General features: G+C 70.7%; 16 protein-coding genes and 1 pseudogene. 5 read left to right on the top strand and 12 right to left on the bottom strand.

The features are described from left to right. Window positions 1–11: 11 nt before the first annotated feature. A pseudogene (locus tag OG289_RS23630) lies at window positions 12–485 on the bottom strand (zinc-binding dehydrogenase); the annotation flags it as partial. 108 nt (window positions 486–593) lie between these two features. Here OG289_RS23630 and OG289_RS23625 point away from each other — a divergent pair. After that, window positions 594–1,292 carry a pentapeptide repeat-containing protein gene (locus OG289_RS23625; RefSeq protein WP_327316039.1) on the top strand — a complete coding sequence of 233 codons (699 nt, stop codon included), beginning with the start codon at window positions 594–596 and terminating at the stop codon, window positions 1,290–1,292. A 75-nt stretch (window positions 1,293–1,367) separates the two neighbouring features. Here OG289_RS23625 and OG289_RS23620 read toward each other — a convergent pair whose 3' ends face one another. Beyond that, entirely contained in the window at window positions 1,368–1,868 is a 501-nt protein-coding gene (locus OG289_RS23620; RefSeq protein ID WP_327320780.1) for a hypothetical protein, read from the bottom strand. A 58-nt stretch (window positions 1,869–1,926) separates the two neighbouring features. Here OG289_RS23620 and OG289_RS23615 point away from each other — a divergent pair, with 58 nt between their 5' ends. Then, entirely contained in the window at window positions 1,927–3,363 is a 1,437-nt protein-coding gene (locus tag OG289_RS23615; protein WP_327316038.1) for a M1 family metallopeptidase, read from the top strand. Between the two features lie 92 nt (window positions 3,364–3,455). On the opposite strand, the gene OG289_RS23610 is transcribed toward OG289_RS23615, so the two are convergent. After that, window positions 3,456–4,430, bottom strand: a complete 975-nt coding sequence (locus OG289_RS23610) for a bifunctional GNAT family N-acetyltransferase/NUDIX hydrolase (protein ID WP_327316037.1) — start codon at window positions 4,428–4,430, stop codon at window positions 3,456–3,458. Window positions 4,431–4,468: 38 nt separating this feature from the next. Then, window positions 4,469–5,398, bottom strand: coding sequence for an NAD(P)-dependent oxidoreductase (locus OG289_RS23605; protein ID WP_327316036.1), 930 nt, complete (start codon window positions 5,396–5,398; stop codon window positions 4,469–4,471). Window positions 5,399–5,504: 106 nt separating this feature from the next. On the opposite strand from OG289_RS23605, the gene OG289_RS23600 reads away from it, so the two are divergent. Together OG289_RS23600 and OG289_RS23595 are read left to right on the top strand one after the other, a co-directional pair. Next, complete coding sequence (locus OG289_RS23600; protein ID WP_327316035.1) at window positions 5,505–5,858, top strand: winged helix-turn-helix transcriptional regulator; 354 nt, start codon at window positions 5,505–5,507, stop codon at window positions 5,856–5,858. A 327-nt stretch (window positions 5,859–6,185) separates the two neighbouring features. After that, window positions 6,186–6,968 carry a S66 peptidase family protein gene (locus OG289_RS23595; RefSeq protein ID WP_327316034.1) on the top strand — a complete coding sequence of 261 codons (783 nt, stop codon included), beginning with the start codon at window positions 6,186–6,188 and terminating at the stop codon, window positions 6,966–6,968. A 130-nt stretch (window positions 6,969–7,098) separates the two neighbouring features. Here the strand turns inward: OG289_RS23595 and OG289_RS23590 are convergent, their stop codons facing one another. From OG289_RS23590 to OG289_RS23555, 8 genes are all read right to left on the bottom strand, one after another. Beyond that, window positions 7,099–7,980: a 2-oxo acid dehydrogenase subunit E2 gene (locus OG289_RS23590; RefSeq protein ID WP_327316033.1), complete on the bottom strand. Its 882-nt coding sequence runs from the start codon at window positions 7,978–7,980 to the stop codon at window positions 7,099–7,101. Between the two features lie 67 nt (window positions 7,981–8,047). Beyond that, on the bottom strand, window positions 8,048–8,701 hold the full coding sequence (locus tag OG289_RS23585) for a hypothetical protein (protein ID WP_327316032.1): 654 nt from the start codon (window positions 8,699–8,701) through the stop codon (window positions 8,048–8,050). A gap of 23 nt (window positions 8,702–8,724) precedes the next feature. Next, entirely contained in the window at window positions 8,725–9,399 is a 675-nt protein-coding gene (locus tag OG289_RS23580) for a hypothetical protein (RefSeq protein ID WP_327316031.1), read from the bottom strand. Between the two features lie 449 nt (window positions 9,400–9,848). Further along, window positions 9,849–10,301, bottom strand: coding sequence for a cytidine deaminase (locus OG289_RS23575; RefSeq protein WP_327316030.1), 453 nt, complete (start codon window positions 10,299–10,301; stop codon window positions 9,849–9,851). 27 nt (window positions 10,302–10,328) lie between these two features. Then, the gene (locus OG289_RS23570; protein WP_327316029.1) at window positions 10,329–11,993 is read right to left on the bottom strand and encodes a transposase; all 1,665 of its coding nucleotides are present in this window, start codon (window positions 11,991–11,993) and stop codon (window positions 10,329–10,331) included. Continuing rightward, on the bottom strand, window positions 11,986–12,561 hold the full coding sequence (locus tag OG289_RS23565; RefSeq protein WP_327316028.1) for an IS607 family transposase: 576 nt from the start codon (window positions 12,559–12,561) through the stop codon (window positions 11,986–11,988). The genes OG289_RS23570 and OG289_RS23565 overlap by 8 nt, the downstream gene beginning before the upstream one ends. 87 nt (window positions 12,562–12,648) lie before the next feature. Next, entirely contained in the window at window positions 12,649–14,223 is a 1,575-nt protein-coding gene (locus OG289_RS23560) for a N,N-dimethylformamidase beta subunit family domain-containing protein (RefSeq protein ID WP_327316027.1), read from the bottom strand. Window positions 14,224–14,464: 241 nt separating this feature from the next. Continuing rightward, window positions 14,465–15,040 (bottom strand): TerD family protein, encoded by a 576-nt coding sequence (locus tag OG289_RS23555; protein ID WP_005486352.1) that lies wholly within the window; start codon window positions 15,038–15,040, stop codon window positions 14,465–14,467. A gap of 205 nt (window positions 15,041–15,245) precedes the next feature. On the opposite strand from OG289_RS23555, the gene arfB reads away from it, so the two are divergent. Next, complete coding sequence (gene arfB, locus OG289_RS23550) at window positions 15,246–15,683, top strand: alternative ribosome rescue aminoacyl-tRNA hydrolase ArfB (RefSeq protein ID WP_327316026.1); 438 nt, start codon at window positions 15,246–15,248, stop codon at window positions 15,681–15,683. Window positions 15,684–15,779 lie beyond the last annotated feature (96 nt).

Here is a 15,779-nt window from a genome sequence, read left to right as displayed (position 1 = left end):
TCCCCGGATGCTCACGGCACCAGCACCACTTTTCCCGTGGTTCCGCGCGTCTCCAGCGCCCGGTGTGCGGCGGCGGCCTCGGCGAGCGGGAACGTCTGCACGGCCGGGACGAGCCGGCCCGCGGCGGCTTCGGCGAGGGTGCGCAGTTCGAGGACGCGCAGGCCGCCGGCCTTCTCGATCATCACGGGCCCGAGGACCGGCCGGGAGACGCCCTCGACGAAGTAGCCCTTTCCGCCGCGGATGCCCTCGGCCGACCAGCCGAAGACGAGGTGTGTGCCTTCGGGAGCGTCGGGGCCGAGGAGGGCGACGGCCTCGCGGGCGACCTCCCCGCCCACCCCGTCGAAGACGACGGTGGCGGCCCGGCCGCCCAGGTGGGCGCGGACCTTGGCGGGCCAGGTGGTGTCGGTGTAGTCGACGGCGAGGTCGGCGCCGTCGGCCGCGACCCGGGCCGTCTTCCGGGGTCCCCCGGTGAGTGCGGTCTCCGTCGGGTGGTGGTCGGACTGGCTCCAGCCTTCAACCTCAAGCTTGGTTGAGGTCAAGGGGGTTTGGGGCGGCCGGGGGGATTGTCAGTGGTGGGGTGCAGCATGGGGGACATGGCGAGGACAGGGACCGGCAGGACCGGCGGGGCGAGTGGGACCAGGGCAGTGAAGGGTGCGCGGCGTCCGGAGGTGCGGCTGCCCGCGCTGGAGCCGTACATGGGCGGGGAGCTGGAGCCCGACGGGGACTACGACGGTGTGGAGCTCCGCGACCTGGACCTCGCCGGGCAGGACGGCGGGGGCGCCCGCTTCATGGACTGCGCCCTGAGAGGCTGCGCGCTGGACGAGACCCGGCTGCGTCACACGCGCTTCCTCGACTCGGTCCTCACCGGGATCCGGGGCGTCGGCACGGACCTGGCGGAGGCGACCCTGCGCGACGTCGAACTGGTCGACGCCCGGTTGGGCGGTACACAGTTGTACGGCGCCGTCCTGGAACGGGTGGTGATCCGCGGCGGCAAGATCGACTACCTGAACCTGCGCCAGGCTCGGCTGCGGGACGTCGTCTTCGAGGCCTGCGTCCTGGTCGAGCCGGACTTCGGCGGGGCCCGCCTGGAACGTGTCGAGTTCGTCGACTGTGCCCTGAAGTCCGCCGACCTCACCGCGGCGACCCTGACGGACGTGGACCTGCGCGGGGCGACGGAACTGGGCATCGCGGGCGGCGTGGACCGTCTGTCGGGCGCGGTGATCAGCCCGGCCCAACTGCTGGACCTGGCACCGGTGCTGGCGGGGGAGCTGGGGATCAGGGTGGAGGGCTGAGGGGGTTTGCGGCAGGGCTGGGGCGACTGTGTGGGCCGGTCCGGGCCGGGCCGGCCCGGGGGCTGGGTCCGGGGCCTACTTCAGGCGGGGAAACCGGGCCTGCAACGTCCAGATCGCCGGGTTCTCGCCCAGGTCCTCGTGCAGGTCGGTCAGGTCGGCGAGGAGGTCGTGCAGGAAGTCGCGGGCCTCGCGGCGGAGTTCGGCGTGGGAGAAGGTGAGCGGGGGCTCCTCCGCCGGCATCCAGTCGGCCTCGATGTCCACCCAGCCGAAGCGGCGCTCGAAGAGCATGCGGTCGGTGGACTCGGTGAAGTCCAGCTCGGCGTACTGGGGGCGGGAGGCGCGGGAGCCCGCCGGGTCCTGGTCGATCCGCTCCACGATGTCGCACAGCGCCCACGCGAAGTCCAGCACCGGCACCCACCCCCAGGCTGTGGACACCTCGCGATCCGCCTTGGTATCGGCGAGGTAGACGTCGCCGCAGAACAGGTCGTGGCGCAGGGTGTGGACGTCCGCGCGGCGGTAGTCCGTCTGCGGCGGGTCCGGGAAGCGGTTGGAGAGGGCGTAGCCGATGTCGAGCACGTAGGCGATGGTGTCACGGCCCCGCGCCCGGCCCGGCCGTCCCCATAAGATCGCTGACATGTCCAGATCCGCACGCCTTGTCCCGCCCGCCGCGTTACTGGCCCCGGCCCTCGCCCTGGCCCTCGCCCTGACCGCGTGCGACAGCGGTTCACGGGACGGCTCCGACGGCGCCCCGGGCCTCAGCGACCCGTACTTCCCGAAGGCGGGCAACGGCGGCTACGACGTCTCCCACTACGGCCTCACCCTCGCCTACACCCCCGACGGCAACCGCCTCACCGGCACCGCCGTCATCACGGCCCGCGCGACCGAGGACCTCTCCGCCTTCGACCTGGACCTTGTCGGCATGGAGGTCGAGAAGGTGACCGTCGAGGGCGGCGCGGCCGAGTACGAGAGGGACGGCCAGGAACTGACCGTCCGCCCGTCCGACCCGCTCGCCGAGGGCGAGACCTTCGAGGCCGAGGTCCGCTACTCCGGCAGCCCGCGCACGATCACCGACCCGGACGGCTCGAAGGAGGGCTGGCTGCGCACCGCGGACGGCGCGCTCGCCCTCGGCGAACCGACCGGCTCCATGGCCTGGTTCCCCGGCAACCACCACCCCGCCGACAAGGCGTCCTACGACGTCACGGTCACTGTCCCCAAGGGCCTGACGGCCGTCTCCAACGGCGAGCTGACCAGCGAGAAGACCACGGCGGACGGCCGCCGGACCTTCACCTGGCACACCGCCGAGCCGATGGCGAGCTACGTGGCGACACTCGCCATCGGCCGCTACACCGTCACCCGCTCCACCGTCCCCGGCTCCTCGACGCAGGACGGCCTGCCGGTGTACGTCGCGGTCGACCCGACGCAGGTGGCCGCGAGCCGCAAGGTGCTCGCCCGGCTGCCCGAGGTCATGCGGTGGGCGCAGGACAGCTTCGGCCCGTACCCCTTCTCCTCCACGGGCGCGATCGTCGACCGCCCCGGGGACGCCGACTACGCCCTGGAGACGCAGAACCGCCCCGTCCACCCCGGCGCCCCGGACATCGAGACCTTCGTCCATGAGACCGCGCACCAGTGGTTCGGCGACTCCGTCACGCCGAAGAGCTGGCGGGACATGTGGCTCAACGAGGGCTTCGCGACCTACGCCGAGTGGCTGTGGACGGAGGACGAGGGCGGCGCCACGGCGGAGGAGACGTTCACGGAGCTGTACGACCACGGCGAGGACGATTACGAGAACCTGTGGGCCGTCCCGCCCGCGAAGCCCACGAGCGCCGCCCACATCTCCGACGAGGACACCGTCTACCAGCGCGGCGCGATGGTGATCCACCGCATCCGCCAGGCCGTCGACGACGACGACACCTTCTACGACATCGTCCAGGGCTGGGCCGCCGCCCACCGCCACGGCAACGCGGACACGGCCGCGTTCACGGCGTACGTCGAGAAGGCGGCGCCGGACGCGGACTTCGACGAGATCTGGTCGGACTGGCTGTACGGAGAGGGCAAGCCGACCCGCCCCTGAGCCGGCCCGCCCCTGAGCCGGCCCGCCCCTGAGCCGGCCCGCCCCTGAGCTGGCCCGCCCCTGAGCTGGCCCGCCCCTGAGCCGTCACGCCGTCACGCGGGTTCCGGACGACGGTGGCCGGTGTTCGCCTCCCACTCGTCGAGCAGCCGGGCGAGCCCGGGCGGCCACACCGGCTCCGCCTCCTCCACGAGCTCCTCGCGCGTCCACCAGCGCCAGCCGAGGATGCCGTCCGTGGCGTGGGCGGCCGCGAGGTCGGACCCGGCGGGTTCGCGGCGCGGCCCGGCGGTGACGTAGATGTGGTCGTGCTGCCGGACGAGGATGCCGACGCGCGTGAACTCGTGCTCCCAGGTGCACAGCAGGGGCCCGGGCTCCAGATCCGCCCACCCGGTCTCCTCGCGCAGCTCACGCAGGGCGCCCTCGCGCGGCGACTCGCCCTCCTCCAGCCCGCCCCCGGGCAGCGCCCAGTGCACGCCGTCCTCGTTGTTGCAGTACCGGAAGAGCAGCACGGCCCCGCCGGGATCGACGACGGCGACGCGTCCGGCGGGACGGTCCCTGCGGAGCACCTTGCGCAACACGGCACAGGGCCGGCCGAGTTGAAGATCGGCGCGGTGCCCGACGACCTCGTACCCGAGGGCGGTCCAGAAGGCGAGGCCCTTGGGATCGACGTCGAGCACGGCCAGCCGCAAGGCGCTGCGCCCATCGGCCCGGAACCGTCCCTCGACCCGCTCGACGATCCGCCGCCCGACCCCCTGCCCCTGCACACGGGCATCGACGATCAGCAACCCGATCCAGGCATCGGGATCGGCGGGGTCGGGATGCCGGGCCAGCGTGATCACCACCCCGACGAGCCGCCCCTTGCTCCGCGCGAGCAACACCTCGACATCCGGGTTCGCCAACTCGTCCGCGAGCGCCGCCGCCACCTGCTCCGGCCGGATGTCGTCCGGATCCGGGAAGTCGCCGCTGAGGGCCTGGAACTCGTGCTGGGAGGTGTAGAGGGCGGTGAGTTCGGTGAGGAGGGGGGCGGGGATGTCGTGGTCGGGGGTGAGGGGGAGGGGGGTCAGGATCATGGGGCGCAGGGTAGAGCCTGTCGCGTGGATCCTGCCGGTCAGCGCACCAACAGGTCGATCACGCCGGTCAGGCCCTCCTCACCGTTCTCACCGCTGCCGTCGGCCAGGCGGCGGCGCATCAGGGCGAAGTAGGGGCTGAGCAGTTCGGGACTGACGCCCTGCTGCTCGGCCGTGCTCACGAACGTCGGCGTGCCGGCCACCTGCATGGCGAGACCGGACACCACGCCCTTGGTGTAGTCGCCGCTGCGCAGCTGCTCGGCGGTCTGATGGACGGTCGGGGCCATCGCGACGAGCCAGTCGGCGAGCAGCGGAGCGAGCGACGCGGGGTCGATGTCCTCCTTGCGGATCAGGGCGAAGGCGTGCGCGACGCCGGCGAACATCGCGTACATGGCGCTGAGCAGGGCCACGTCGTGCAGTGCCGCGAAGCCCGCGTTCTCGCCGACGTAGGTGGTGCGGGCCGGGACGCCCAGCGTCTGCCGGTGCTGCTCGAACACGTCTCGGGAGCCGCTGTAGAAGACGTAGCCGCCGGCCTCGGGGACACCGATCATCGGCGGGACGGCCATGATCCCGCCGTCCAGGTAGCGGGCGCCGCGCGTGCGGGCCCACTCCGCGCGGGCACGGGCCTGTGCGGGGGTGCTCGTGGTGAGGTTGACCAAGTCCTTTCCAACCAGGTCGGCGCCGTCCAGAGCCTCGTCGACCGAGGCGTCGTCCAGCAGGCAGACGACGACCAGGGTGCTCGCCGCGACGACTGCCTCGGCGACGTCCTTCGCGATCCGCGCGCCCTCGGGGGCGAGTGCTGCGGCGCGGGCAGGAGTGCGGTTCCACACCGTGAGTGCGTGGCCTGCGGCGAGCCAGGTGCGGGCCAGTGCGGTGCCCATCGCCCCGAGACCCAGCAGCGTGACGGGGGTCTTCTCGGCAACGGGGGCCTTCTCGACGACTGAGTTCTTCTCAACTGGGGTGCGTGTCATGCCGGTTAGGCTGGCCGGAGGGCCGGAGGTGATCAAGTACGTACTTCCTGGTGAGCGGTTACCCCGGGGCAAGCGAGCAGGTCAGAAGGGTGAGGTGGGTGGGGTCATGACGACGCTGAACCGGCCGGGTGCACCGGACGGACACGTCTGCGGGATCGACGCCGCGATGGAGGTGATCGGCGGCAAGTGGAAGGTGCTGATCCTCTGGGCGCTCCACGAGCGGCCGCACCGCCGCTTCGGCGAACTGCGCCGACTGCTTCCGGGCGTCACCGAGAAGGTGCTCGCCTCCCATCTGCGCGAGATGGAGGCCGACGGCATCGTCCACCGCACTTCGTACGACGAGGTGCCGCCCCGCGTCGAGTACTCCCTGACCGCGAACGGCGCCGCCCTCAATGCCGCACTCGAACCGCTGGCGGCCTGGGGGCGCGAGCGGCGGACCGCTCAACGCCTGCAGGGCTGACCCGAGGAAGCAGAGTGTGGAAAGCAGGCTCGCTCGCTGATTGTGGACGCAATCGGCGCTGTCGAGCAGACCTCTCGAGGATTGCCGTTTTCCGGCCGGGCGCACGGGCTCTGATCAAGTGTTCGCCGAGGACCGTCGGGCGGGCCGGCATCAGTAACCGACGAGGCCCCTCGGGAGATGAGTTCAGGCGTCGGACGTTCACCTCGACACCCCTGGGGCCTCGCCCGTTCTGCCCCAGTAACGTCACCCGATCGGTGACCACTTGGAAAGGCCCATTGTTCCTGCTGGGTAGGTGGGCAAGCCCTGCCGGGCGGTTGATCCGTAAATGTGTCGCGTGATCCCGAGGTGCGCGCGATCATCGCGCATGACGGCGGCCAGACGGTGCTCGGTTACCTCGACCTGATCGACGTCGAGGCGGTCACTGCCGACCCCAAGCCGATCCTCGGCTACAGCGACATCTCGCTGCTGCATCTGGTGCTCTACGCGCGCACGGGTCTGGTCGGGTTCCACGCCGACGTGGCCACCCCTGGACTCGGCGGGCACTGGCAGGCCGCGCCCGCAGCGCGCCAAGCGGTGCTGGAGAAGATCTACTCGACGCTGCTGACCGGCACGGAGGCGATCGGTGCGCTGCCGGCCACCCCGTCGTGGGAGTGCTGGCGTGCCGGTCGCGCCGAAGGCCGGCTGATCGGCGGGTTGATCAATCGCATCGTGCTGGCGCAGGCGACGCCTTACGCGCTGCCGCTCGAACGGTTCGACGGCGCGGTGCTGTTCTGGGAGGAGGCGGGCGGCCACGCATCGCATGTGTGGAGCTATCTGCAGGTACTGCGGCACGCCGGCATCCTCGATCGGATCGCCGGCATGGTCGTGGGCATCCCGACCGCGATCGACGGACTCGACTCGCCCGACGCGTCCCCGACCCTGCAAGAGATGGTCCTCGACGTCCTCGGCGACCGTGACATCCCGGTCCTGGGCAACGTCGAGGTCGGACACGCCGGCCCGAATCTGCCGATGCCGGTCGGCATCCGCGTCGCCCTCGACGCGCAGCAGCGGACATTGTCGCTGCTCGAACCGGCGGTACGGCCGCTCACGGTGACCGGACCGGGCGGCTGAGCAACGCGGATCCGTGAGTTTCTTCATGGGGCCTGCCCAACCTGCCGGTCAGGCGGATGCCGATCGACCACCGGGTGACCATCACCCGATCGGTGGCCACTCCGAAAGAGCTCCGTGGCTCCGTTCGACCCTACTCAGCTGTACCAGTCTTGTGTCCATCACTCGTGCCGGCGGCGGGTGCGCGTAGCGCCTCGGCGTCCTCGATGAGGTGGCGCAGCTCCGCGACGAACCGGGCGGCGGGTGCGCCGTCGATCACGTTGTGGTCGAAGGTGATCGTCAGGTCGAGCACGTCACGGACCTCGATCCGTCCGTCCACGACACGGGGCCGCTGGGTCGCACCGCCGATGACCACCTGGAGAGGCATCAGGCTCGGCGGGGCAATGCCGAACCCGCCGCCGGCGCCGAACATTCCCACCGCTGTGACCGCGACCGTCCCGGTCAGCCGGCGGAGCCGGACGGACCTGGCCAGCACTGCGTACATCGTCGGAACGAGGCCGGGGACGCGAGTCATGGTGGTGCCGAAGCGATCAAGGAGACGCCCCGTGCTCGTCGTGGCGTAGTCGTGCTTGGCGGCCCGCAGTTCCGCCGTGAGGTCCTGTACATCGCGGATGTCGGCATCATGCAGCACATGCGGGAGAGTGAAGAGGCCTTGCCCTGTCGTGACCTCCACGAGCGTGTTCACGTCGACATGGCGGTGCCGGACCAGTCGGCCGCGCCAGTTCCGGTAGGCATGCACCTGCGGGTGCGCCGCAGCTGCCCGCGCGACGGACACCACGACGAACGCGGTGAACGACACCGGTTCCGCGGACCGCGCGAGCAGGTTCCGCGCCTTCGTGACGTCGAGATCGACGAGGCTGTGCATGGCCGCCATGCGCCGACCGGCCCGCACGGCCGCGATCACCAGCCGCCGACTCGGCGGGAAGGGCCCGACGTCGACCCCGCGTGGCCGGTCCGCAGCAGCGGGGGACGTCGCCCGGCGGCTGCCGTCAGGTGTCATGCCGTGCTTGCGCATCGAGCGGCTCCTCGCAGTCGGTTCCGTCGCCACCTCCCGGAGCCGTAGCCAGGGCAGTGGTCTACCGTCACGCGTCACCGTCCCGGGCCCCCGCGGGCCGAGAGCCCTGTTCCGCAGCCGCCTTGACCGCGCGGAGCGCCCCGCGCAGAACGACACCGACGCCGGGGGAGACGAGCGTCCAATAGCGGCCGAAGCGGGCCGTGGATGCCGGGTCGGTGCAGGCGGTGCGCGCCTCGTAGGTGAGCAGGGACCGCTGGGTGCCGTAGGGATGGACCACGAATGCGGCTGCCATCTTCGCCCAGCCGGCCTCATCGAACGACGTGAAGTGCTCCGGTTCGACCCGCCGCCACTCGATGGAGGCCCGCCACGGCTTCCCGACCGCCCCGAAGACAAGCTCACGCCCTGGATTCTCGCCCAGCGCCACCCAGGGCTGGCCCTCCCAGGCTTCACCGGTGGTGTCGAACAGGTCGGCCACCCGCAGGGACGGCGGGGTCGGCATGGACCGGCCGCGGAGCCGTTCAGGCAGTCCGCGCGCCGACATGGCCGCGTTGACGAGCGGGGAGTGGATGGTGAGCAGGTCCAGCCCGCGCGCTGCCTCGTAGGCGACGGGCGGTGCTGCGGCGAGCGCCACGCATTCGAGGCGGGAGAACCCGAACTCGGGCAGCGCACCGTCCAGCAGCAGCGGTTCACCGGCGGGATCGGCGGTCGAGTCGGCACTCATCGGAACCTCCCGGGAGAACGTGGTCACGCAGCCCGGGCGAGCCGCGCGCGCAGGTTGTGGAACTGGCGGGTCTGCATGATGAAGTGGGCGGGTTCCCAGAACAACAAGTCCATCGGCCTCGTGAGGACGCGCGGGCGGCCTCGACCGTGCGTGCGGACGACGAGGCGGGTGTCCGCCCCGGCCGGTTCGAGGTGAAAGCCCCAGACCGAGCTGACGAATGCCAGGGGCGCGGGTCCATGGAGCGGGTCGAAGGGGCGGCCGGACGGCAGTCGCGTGTCGTCCCGCAGCACCAGGGTCCGTTCCGGTACGAGTGCCGCGACGGTGAACCAGGCGCGGCCGCTGGGCATCGAGGCAAGCCGCTGTCCCGGCTCCAGGCCCTGCCAATGGGGGACGACGCGATCCGCGCTCGACCGTCCACCGTTGTCCAGCCGGTCCCAGCTGTACCAGCCGCCACGGTCGCAGCCCATCTGCGCCAGCCACGGCCAGACCGTCGAAGGCGGCGCGGGCAGGGTCGTGGCCATCGTCGAGCCGCTGTCGGCACCGGGGACGAGCTCATCCCCGGGATAGGAACGCGCAACCTCTTCGCGAGTGGCGCCCCAGGTCAGCATCCTCGGCCGCAGGACCAGGCCGTGCAGCGCAAAGGCGACCGCGGCGGAAGCGACGGCGGCCGGCCCGAGCGTGGCTCGGTGTTCGCGCACACTTCGAGAGTCACTCATCCGGCTCGGTGGCGCCATCGGACTGCTGCGCTGCGGCGTATCGCGAGGTGGCATCGGAGCTCCCCACCTCCGACCTGCCGCCCCTGGAGACGGCGCTCTGGCCGATGAAGCCGGCCACTGTGGTCCGTGGCACCCGGGACGAGCCGAACGAGGCGGTGGCCTGGCCGGCGGAACGGTTGTCGACTACGCGCCCCGCTTCAGCCCCGACGCGGAGCGTGCCCCGGCCGCGACCGTCAGCCCCGCGCGCGTGAGGAAACGCGCCGTGGCCCCTCCCATCGTGCCCAGCCGCGGTACGTGAACTTCGCGACTGAGCAACTGCGTTGGGGCGGCGATGCGGCCCTGGGCGTCCACCTAGAACGCCCCGTATTCCTTTCCCTGGCCCTCGCCACCTGCTCCCCCAACCGCACGGCGTCCGAACTGCCGTGCCCCGCTCAGCGACCCGAGTCCGCCCCCTCGGTGTCGAACGGCCACACATCCTCTTCGAACACCCGGGCGAACCAATGAGGCTGGACGTCGCGCAGGCGGAGGGTGTGCCAGCGGCGGGGATCCGTGGGTTCGGGGACCGCGACCTCCACATCCGGGCCGTAGGTGAAGAGCCGTTCCTGGCAGACGCCGCAGGGGGCCAGGATCCAGTAGCCGCGATCGCCGTCGGCGGCGGTCACGCACACCGACGCGACCACGCGGCGCCCCAGCTTGAACGCCTCACAGATCGCGCCCGTCTCATGGCACAGGTTCACCGCGGTGTTCGGGACTTCGGGGGCGACGCTCGTGAGGATCGTTCCGTCGTCGAGACGCAGCGCCGCCGCTCCGGACCAGTCCGCTCCGGGGAAGCGGGTGCGCGCCAACTCGATTGCGGCGTCCACTAGTTCTTGATCAACGGCCATGTGCGGAACCGTACTGCCCAACCGTTCCTAATCAGTGAGCAGGAGTGAGTCTTGGACCCATATCTGGTCACTGCGGACACCCCGAACGGTTTTGGATGTCCTGGTCGCCCGCGTGCTCGCCGCGTCCGGCGGCACGGATCGTGTCCGTGGTCCGGGGATGCGGGGGCGGGGTCCCTCGCGCCCAGGGGTACGCCGGTCGGCCTGGACGGTCCGATGCCCGTGCACATCGCTCTGGTGTGCACGGGGCGGTGTCGTCCGTCGCCGGATCGGGTGCCCCTGGGCGCGTCGTCCGATCGCGATGCTCGCCGCATCGTGCCGGGTGGTCTTACGGGTGGGGCCGGCCATCGGCTTTTGCCAGTGCTGGGCGCCCCACTTGCTGGTGTAGGCCGGGTCCACGGCGATGACCGCGATACCTGTGGCGTCGGTCATGGAGGCCAGCCGGGCGCGGAGCTTGCCGGTCGGCATGCCGGAGATGAGCTGCCGGAATCGGCGCTTGCGCCCGTGCTTCTCTCTGGTTTTTTCGGCCTGGAAGTCGAGGTCTTCGACCGCGATGGCCTTGACGCCGCAGCTCTTGGCCCAGTTCAGCAGCCGTGTGAGGGCGTGCCGGACCTGGGCGTCGCGGTGCTGGGCGTTGCCGGACAGGTCGTAGAAGAACCGGCGTGGCTGGCCGATCGGGTTGCCGTGAGTGTCCAGGCGCCATGCGGCGAGGTGGTCGGCATTGGTGTCCACGCCGATCACGCCACCGGCGAGGGCGGCTTTGAGTGGGATGGTCTTGGTGGGTGGGATCTGCCAGGAGGCGTCCACGTACCAGCGCCCGCGCCCCGTGTCGATGGGGGTCCCCCCGCTCGAGCGAAGCCGAGAGTGGGGGAGGATGCGGTAGGCCACGGCCCGGTTGGCCTCCACGCGGTCGGCCCGCTCCTGCCCCCGGTGAGGGAACCGCACCTTCGCAGCGAGTGCGTACCGGCCGTGCTTGGCGTTCGCCAGGTCGGCGAGCGGGGCCGGGAGCTTGATCGATACTTCACCCTCGGGCGTGATGCGGATCGTCTCGTTGCCGAACCTTTTCCCCGACTCGCCGTCCGCCTGGAGGAACCAGCGCCCGGCTTCCCACCGCTGACGCCACTCGGCCTCGGTGAGCTGCGCCTTGTCGAGGTTGTGGCGGGTGCCGAGCAGACGTTTACCGCCACGCACGACATGCACTCGGCCTGCTTTGCGGTCAGCCCCGACCTGGTCGAGCCGGTCCTCCAGCACATGCAGCCGTCGCGTCTTCTGGAACCACTCGTGCGCGGAGCGGTAGCCGCCCGGAGCCCGCTTGGTGCCCTTCTCCCCGACCGGCAGCAACAGCCGGTGCCGGATCGTCGTGATACCGGCTTCGAGGGACTGCACGTATGCGGCCTGGCCGCGCCGGGCGAGCGCCCACTGGTCATGCGTGGCCTTCGTGATCGACCCGGCCCACCTGGACGACGACTCGGCCGTCAGGTCCCTCTTACGGGCCGCCCATGACTCGGTGGAGTGCTCCAGGCCGTCAGCGCAACGCGCTTTGAGGTCCTTCGAAGCGAGCGAGCCCAGGTGCGCCCCCACCAAGCGCAGAACCTTTTCATCCTCGGGCGTGAGGTCCTTGAGCCGGGTACGGATCGCAACACCCGACGGGCCGAGAGCCACGAACGGCGCGGCAATCGGGCGGAGGTCAGCCATGTTCGGCGGCTTCCAGTGCCTTGCGGGCGCGGTTCTTCGCCGACCTGCGCCCGTACAGGCGGGCGCAGAACGAGGTCAGCGCCTCCACCATGTCCCGCACCAGATCGTCTTCGACCTCGCCGTCGTCCAGGACCAGCAGCCGACGGCCCGTCGCGGACAAGGCGGCCTCGACAAGCTCGACGTTCATCCGGCCGAGCCGGTCCTTGTGCTCCACCACCACACAGGTCACGTCCGGGTCGGCCAGCAGACGCCGGGCCTTGGAACGGTGGCCGTTCATCCCGGAAGCGATCTCCGCCTCAACACGAACGACTCGGTGACCGGCCTTCGTTGCCCACGCCGACAGCCGAGCGACCTGGCGTTCCAGATCGGTCTTCTGATCGTGCGAGGACACGCGGGCATACAGGCCCACACCGCCGATGGCCTCGGGCGTGGTGTTCGCGTCGATGTTCACCAGGATCGTGCGTGGCCCGACCCGCTGAGCCGGTACCGGCAACATCCCCTCACGGAACCAGCGATACGCGGTCTGCGGATGCACACCCTGCGTCTTTGCCCATTCCGTCAGATTCACGCTCTGACAACGACACTCACTCCTACATGGTTACGCTCACTTACCCGACTTCGAGGACCAGCAGGTGGAGACCCCTCGGAACACGGATCAGACCTCGGTCTGCACGCGCGATCTCAGCATCCGCTCGACGAGGTTGCGCGTCGCGCGTTCGACGCGTGGGTCGTGGTGGGCCGGGTCCTGGAGGGCGAGGGGCCAGTGGAAGGTGCCGGCTACGAAGACGAGGGTGCCGTTTTCGTGTTCGCAGAGGCCGGTGTTCTGGATGCGGCGCCCGCGGCCGCCGCCCGCGCCGAAGGTGTCGCCGTAGGGGGACTCCGAGAGGAGGGTGCGACTGGCGCCCTTGGGGGACGGCATCCTGTCGTCGTAGCCGTCGGCCTCGCCGCCCACGAGGCCGGGTATCTCCTCGCCGTCCTTGAGCCCGGTGCCCTCCCAGAACCAGTGACCCGGCTCGCGGACGACCAGGGGCGCCGGTTCGGACAGGATGCCGTTGTACTGGACGCCCAGCACGCCCTGTTCGGCCCGCCCGCGCTTCCTGCCGTGCTCGTCCCGCAGGTCGCGCCAGCGCTCGGTGGGGCCGTGTTCGTCGGGGGAGGGGTCCGCGGTCTGCTTGTAGCAGGCGACGGTGCGGGCGGGTGTGCCGTCGGCCGCGTCGATGAGCCGTACGTGGAAGTAGATGTTGTTGGCCGCGAGGAAGGCGACATGCGTGCCGACGTCCACCGCCTTCTCCACGGTGTCCCGCATGGCCTTCGACCAGTACTCGTCGTGGCCGGGGAAGACCATCGCCGCGTAGCGCTCCGGATCGACGCGTCCCTCGTGCAGGTCGACGCTCGTCGCGTACGTCACGTCGTGGCCGCCGGCCTCCACCCAGCGCGTGAACGCGAGGTCCAGCTCCGCCCACCGGGGAAGACCGTGGTCGGAGTAGGGGCGGTCGAACGACACGTGGAACGCGCGGTGGGCGTTGTTGCCGACGACCCCGGGGCGGGCGTAGCCCTTGTAGAGGTTCTTGCCGGTACGGCCGTCCAGGGGCCACTGGTTGTAGGCCTGGTAGGTGGTGAAGGGGAGGACCACGAGCAGGTCCGCGGGGCGGTTCGGCTCGCGGACGACGAACGGGGTGCAGCTGCGGTGGCCGTCCTTGGCCTGGAAGACGGCCATGTACACGCCCGACACCCAGGTGGCGGGGACGCGGTGCGTCCAGGACGGGCGCCAGTCGCACACGATGGCGCCGGTTCCGGGGTGCGGGGCGGGGGTGGGCTGCCGGATGCCGGTCAGGGCCGGGCTTTTCGTCATCAGGCGGCCGCCCATGCCCCCGTAGTCGCCGAGCCGGTAGATCTCGACGTGGAAGGGCTGCGGTGTCCGTACGGACACGTGGAAGGCGATCGGCTCCCCGGGGGCGACGGAGGTCGTCGAGGCGTAGCCCTGGATCTGTCCCACGCGGTCCTTGGTGCTGAGGCGGGCCTCTGGAGGAACGTTCCAGCCGGCCGTTCCCGCGTGCGTGTTCTCGCTCACCACCAGGTTGGCGCCCGTGGCGGTGGCCTTCCGGACGGGCGGCCGGGGCGGGGGCCCCGCGGGGGTGTCGCGGTACGCGTACGCCGCCCCGATCCCGGTGGCGGCGACCGCCCCCGCCCCGAACGTACCGATGGCCCTGCGACGACTGACGACGGACATGTGGAACAGGCCCCCCTGGCACTGGCACACGATCCGCGCACACGCTGTTCACTTGTTCGCACGGCCGTGTGGACTGTCAAAACCCTCTGCTGCACTGCGAGTCAGGGGCCATGACGGTCAAGCGGCTGGTCAAACCGCTGGTCAAACGCGGACCGCCCGCCCTCCTGATAGAGGGCGGGCGGTCCGGCGAGGTTGCCTGGGATGCCTCGGATATTCGAACGCCTTGTGGCGTTCGGGTGTCTCAGACGTTGACGCCGAAGTCCTGGGCGATGCCCACCAGGCCCGAGGCGTAACCCTGGCCGACCGCGCGGAACTTCCACTCCGCGCCGTTGCGGTAGAGCTCGCCGAAGACCATGGCCGTCTCGGTGGCCGCGTCCTCCGAGAGGTCGTAGCGGGCGATCTCGGCGCCGCCGGCCTGGTTGACGATGCGGATGTAGGCGTTGCGGACCTGGCCGAAGTTCTGCGAGCGGTTCTCCGCGTCGTAGATCGAGACCGGGAAGACGATCTTGTCGACGTCGGCCGGGAGACCGGCCAGGTTGACGTTGATCGCCTCGTCGTCGCCCGCGCCCTCACCGGTGCGGTTGTCGCCGGTGTGGACGATGGTCTGGTCCGGCGTCTGCTTGTTGTTGAAGAAGACGAAGTGACCGTCCGAGTAGACCTTGCCCTGGGGGTTGACCGCGATCGCGGAGGCGTCGAGGTCGAAGTCCGTGCCGGTGGTGGTGCGGACGTCCCAGCCGAGGCCCACGGTGACGGCGGTCAGGCCCGGAGCCTCCTTGGTGAGCGAGACGTTGCCACCCTTGGACAGGCTTACAGCCATGGTTGGGAGTCCTTCCCTCGTTGTGTACGGCTTCGCACGGGCACGAAGCTACAGCTATCCCTATGAACGCAGCGAAGGGTGGTCAAGGTTCCCCGCGACACCGCGTTTCTTTACTTTCTTTACCAAGCGGCCTGGGGGGGGCGGCCGAGGGGAATGGAACACACACGGGATATTCGGGTGACTGCGGGGTACCGGGGGCGGGAACATGGACGGCATGTCTGGTCCCTATGTCGTCCGCGGCTCCGTCTCCCTACCCGAGGCCGAGCTCATGTGGCGTTTCTCGCGGTCTTCGGGGCCGGGCGGGCAGCACGTCAACACCAGCGACTCGCAGGTGGAGCTCCGCTTCGACCTCGCGCGCACCGAGGCGCTGCCCGAGGTGTGGAAGGCGCGGGCGCTCCAGCGGCTGGCCGGGCGGCTCGTCGACGGCGTCGTCACCGTCCGCGCCTCCGAGCACCGCTCCCAGTGGCGCAACCGCGAGACCGCCGCCGTACGCCTCGCCGCCCTCCTCGCCGAGGCCACCGCCCCGCCGCCCAAGCCGCGCCGGCCGACCCGGATACCGCGCGGGATCAACGAGCGCCGGTTGCGCGAGAAGAAGCAGCGGTCGGAGACGAAGCGGGGGAGAAACGGGCGGGACTGGTCCTGACCGGGTCCCCTGCCACCTCTCGTGAACGTGTCACTTCGCGTGAATGTGTCACATCTCCTGCGTGCCATCCGTCATCTTCATGACAGCCGACCGCGA

This window comes from Streptomyces sp. NBC_01235 (assembly GCF_035989285.1).
Lineage (GTDB): Bacteria > Actinomycetota > Actinomycetes > Streptomycetales > Streptomycetaceae > Streptomyces.
Note: the sequence above shows the minus strand (reverse complement) of the source record. Positions and strands in the feature narration are given on the sequence as shown.

What these genes read in the sequence shown, in the direction of transcription:
- arfB (WP_327316026.1), top strand. Translation starts at nt 15,246, where the DNA reads ATGGACGGCATGTCTGGTCCCTATGTCGTCCGCGGCTCCGTCTCCCTA.
- OG289_RS23615 (WP_327316038.1), top strand. Translation starts at nt 1,927, where the DNA reads ATGTCCAGATCCGCACGCCTTGTCCCGCCCGCCGCGTTACTGGCCCCG.
- OG289_RS23575 (WP_327316030.1), bottom strand. Translation starts at nt 10,301, where the DNA reads ATGGCCGTTGATCAAGAACTAGTGGACGCCGCAATCGAGTTGGCGCGC.
- OG289_RS23585 (WP_327316032.1), bottom strand. Translation starts at nt 8,701, where the DNA reads ATGAGTGCCGACTCGACCGCCGATCCCGCCGGTGAACCGCTGCTGCTG.
- OG289_RS23555 (WP_005486352.1), bottom strand. Translation starts at nt 15,040, where the DNA reads ATGGCTGTAAGCCTGTCCAAGGGTGGCAACGTCTCGCTCACCAAGGAG.
- OG289_RS23570 (WP_327316029.1), bottom strand. Translation starts at nt 11,993, where the DNA reads ATGGCTGACCTCCGCCCGATTGCCGCGCCGTTCGTGGCTCTCGGCCCG.
- OG289_RS23605 (WP_327316036.1), bottom strand. Translation starts at nt 5,398, where the DNA reads ATGACACGCACCCCAGTTGAGAAGAACTCAGTCGTCGAGAAGGCCCCC.
- OG289_RS23590 (WP_327316033.1), bottom strand. Translation starts at nt 7,980, where the DNA reads ATGCGCAAGCACGGCATGACACCTGACGGCAGCCGCCGGGCGACGTCC.
- OG289_RS23600 (WP_327316035.1), top strand. Translation starts at nt 5,505, where the DNA reads ATGACGACGCTGAACCGGCCGGGTGCACCGGACGGACACGTCTGCGGG.
- OG289_RS23560 (WP_327316027.1), bottom strand. Translation starts at nt 14,223, where the DNA reads ATGTCCGTCGTCAGTCGTCGCAGGGCCATCGGTACGTTCGGGGCGGGG.
- OG289_RS23610 (WP_327316037.1), bottom strand. Translation starts at nt 4,430, where the DNA reads ATGATCCTGACCCCCCTCCCCCTCACCCCCGACCACGACATCCCCGCC.
- OG289_RS23625 (WP_327316039.1), top strand. Translation starts at nt 594, where the DNA reads ATGGCGAGGACAGGGACCGGCAGGACCGGCGGGGCGAGTGGGACCAGG.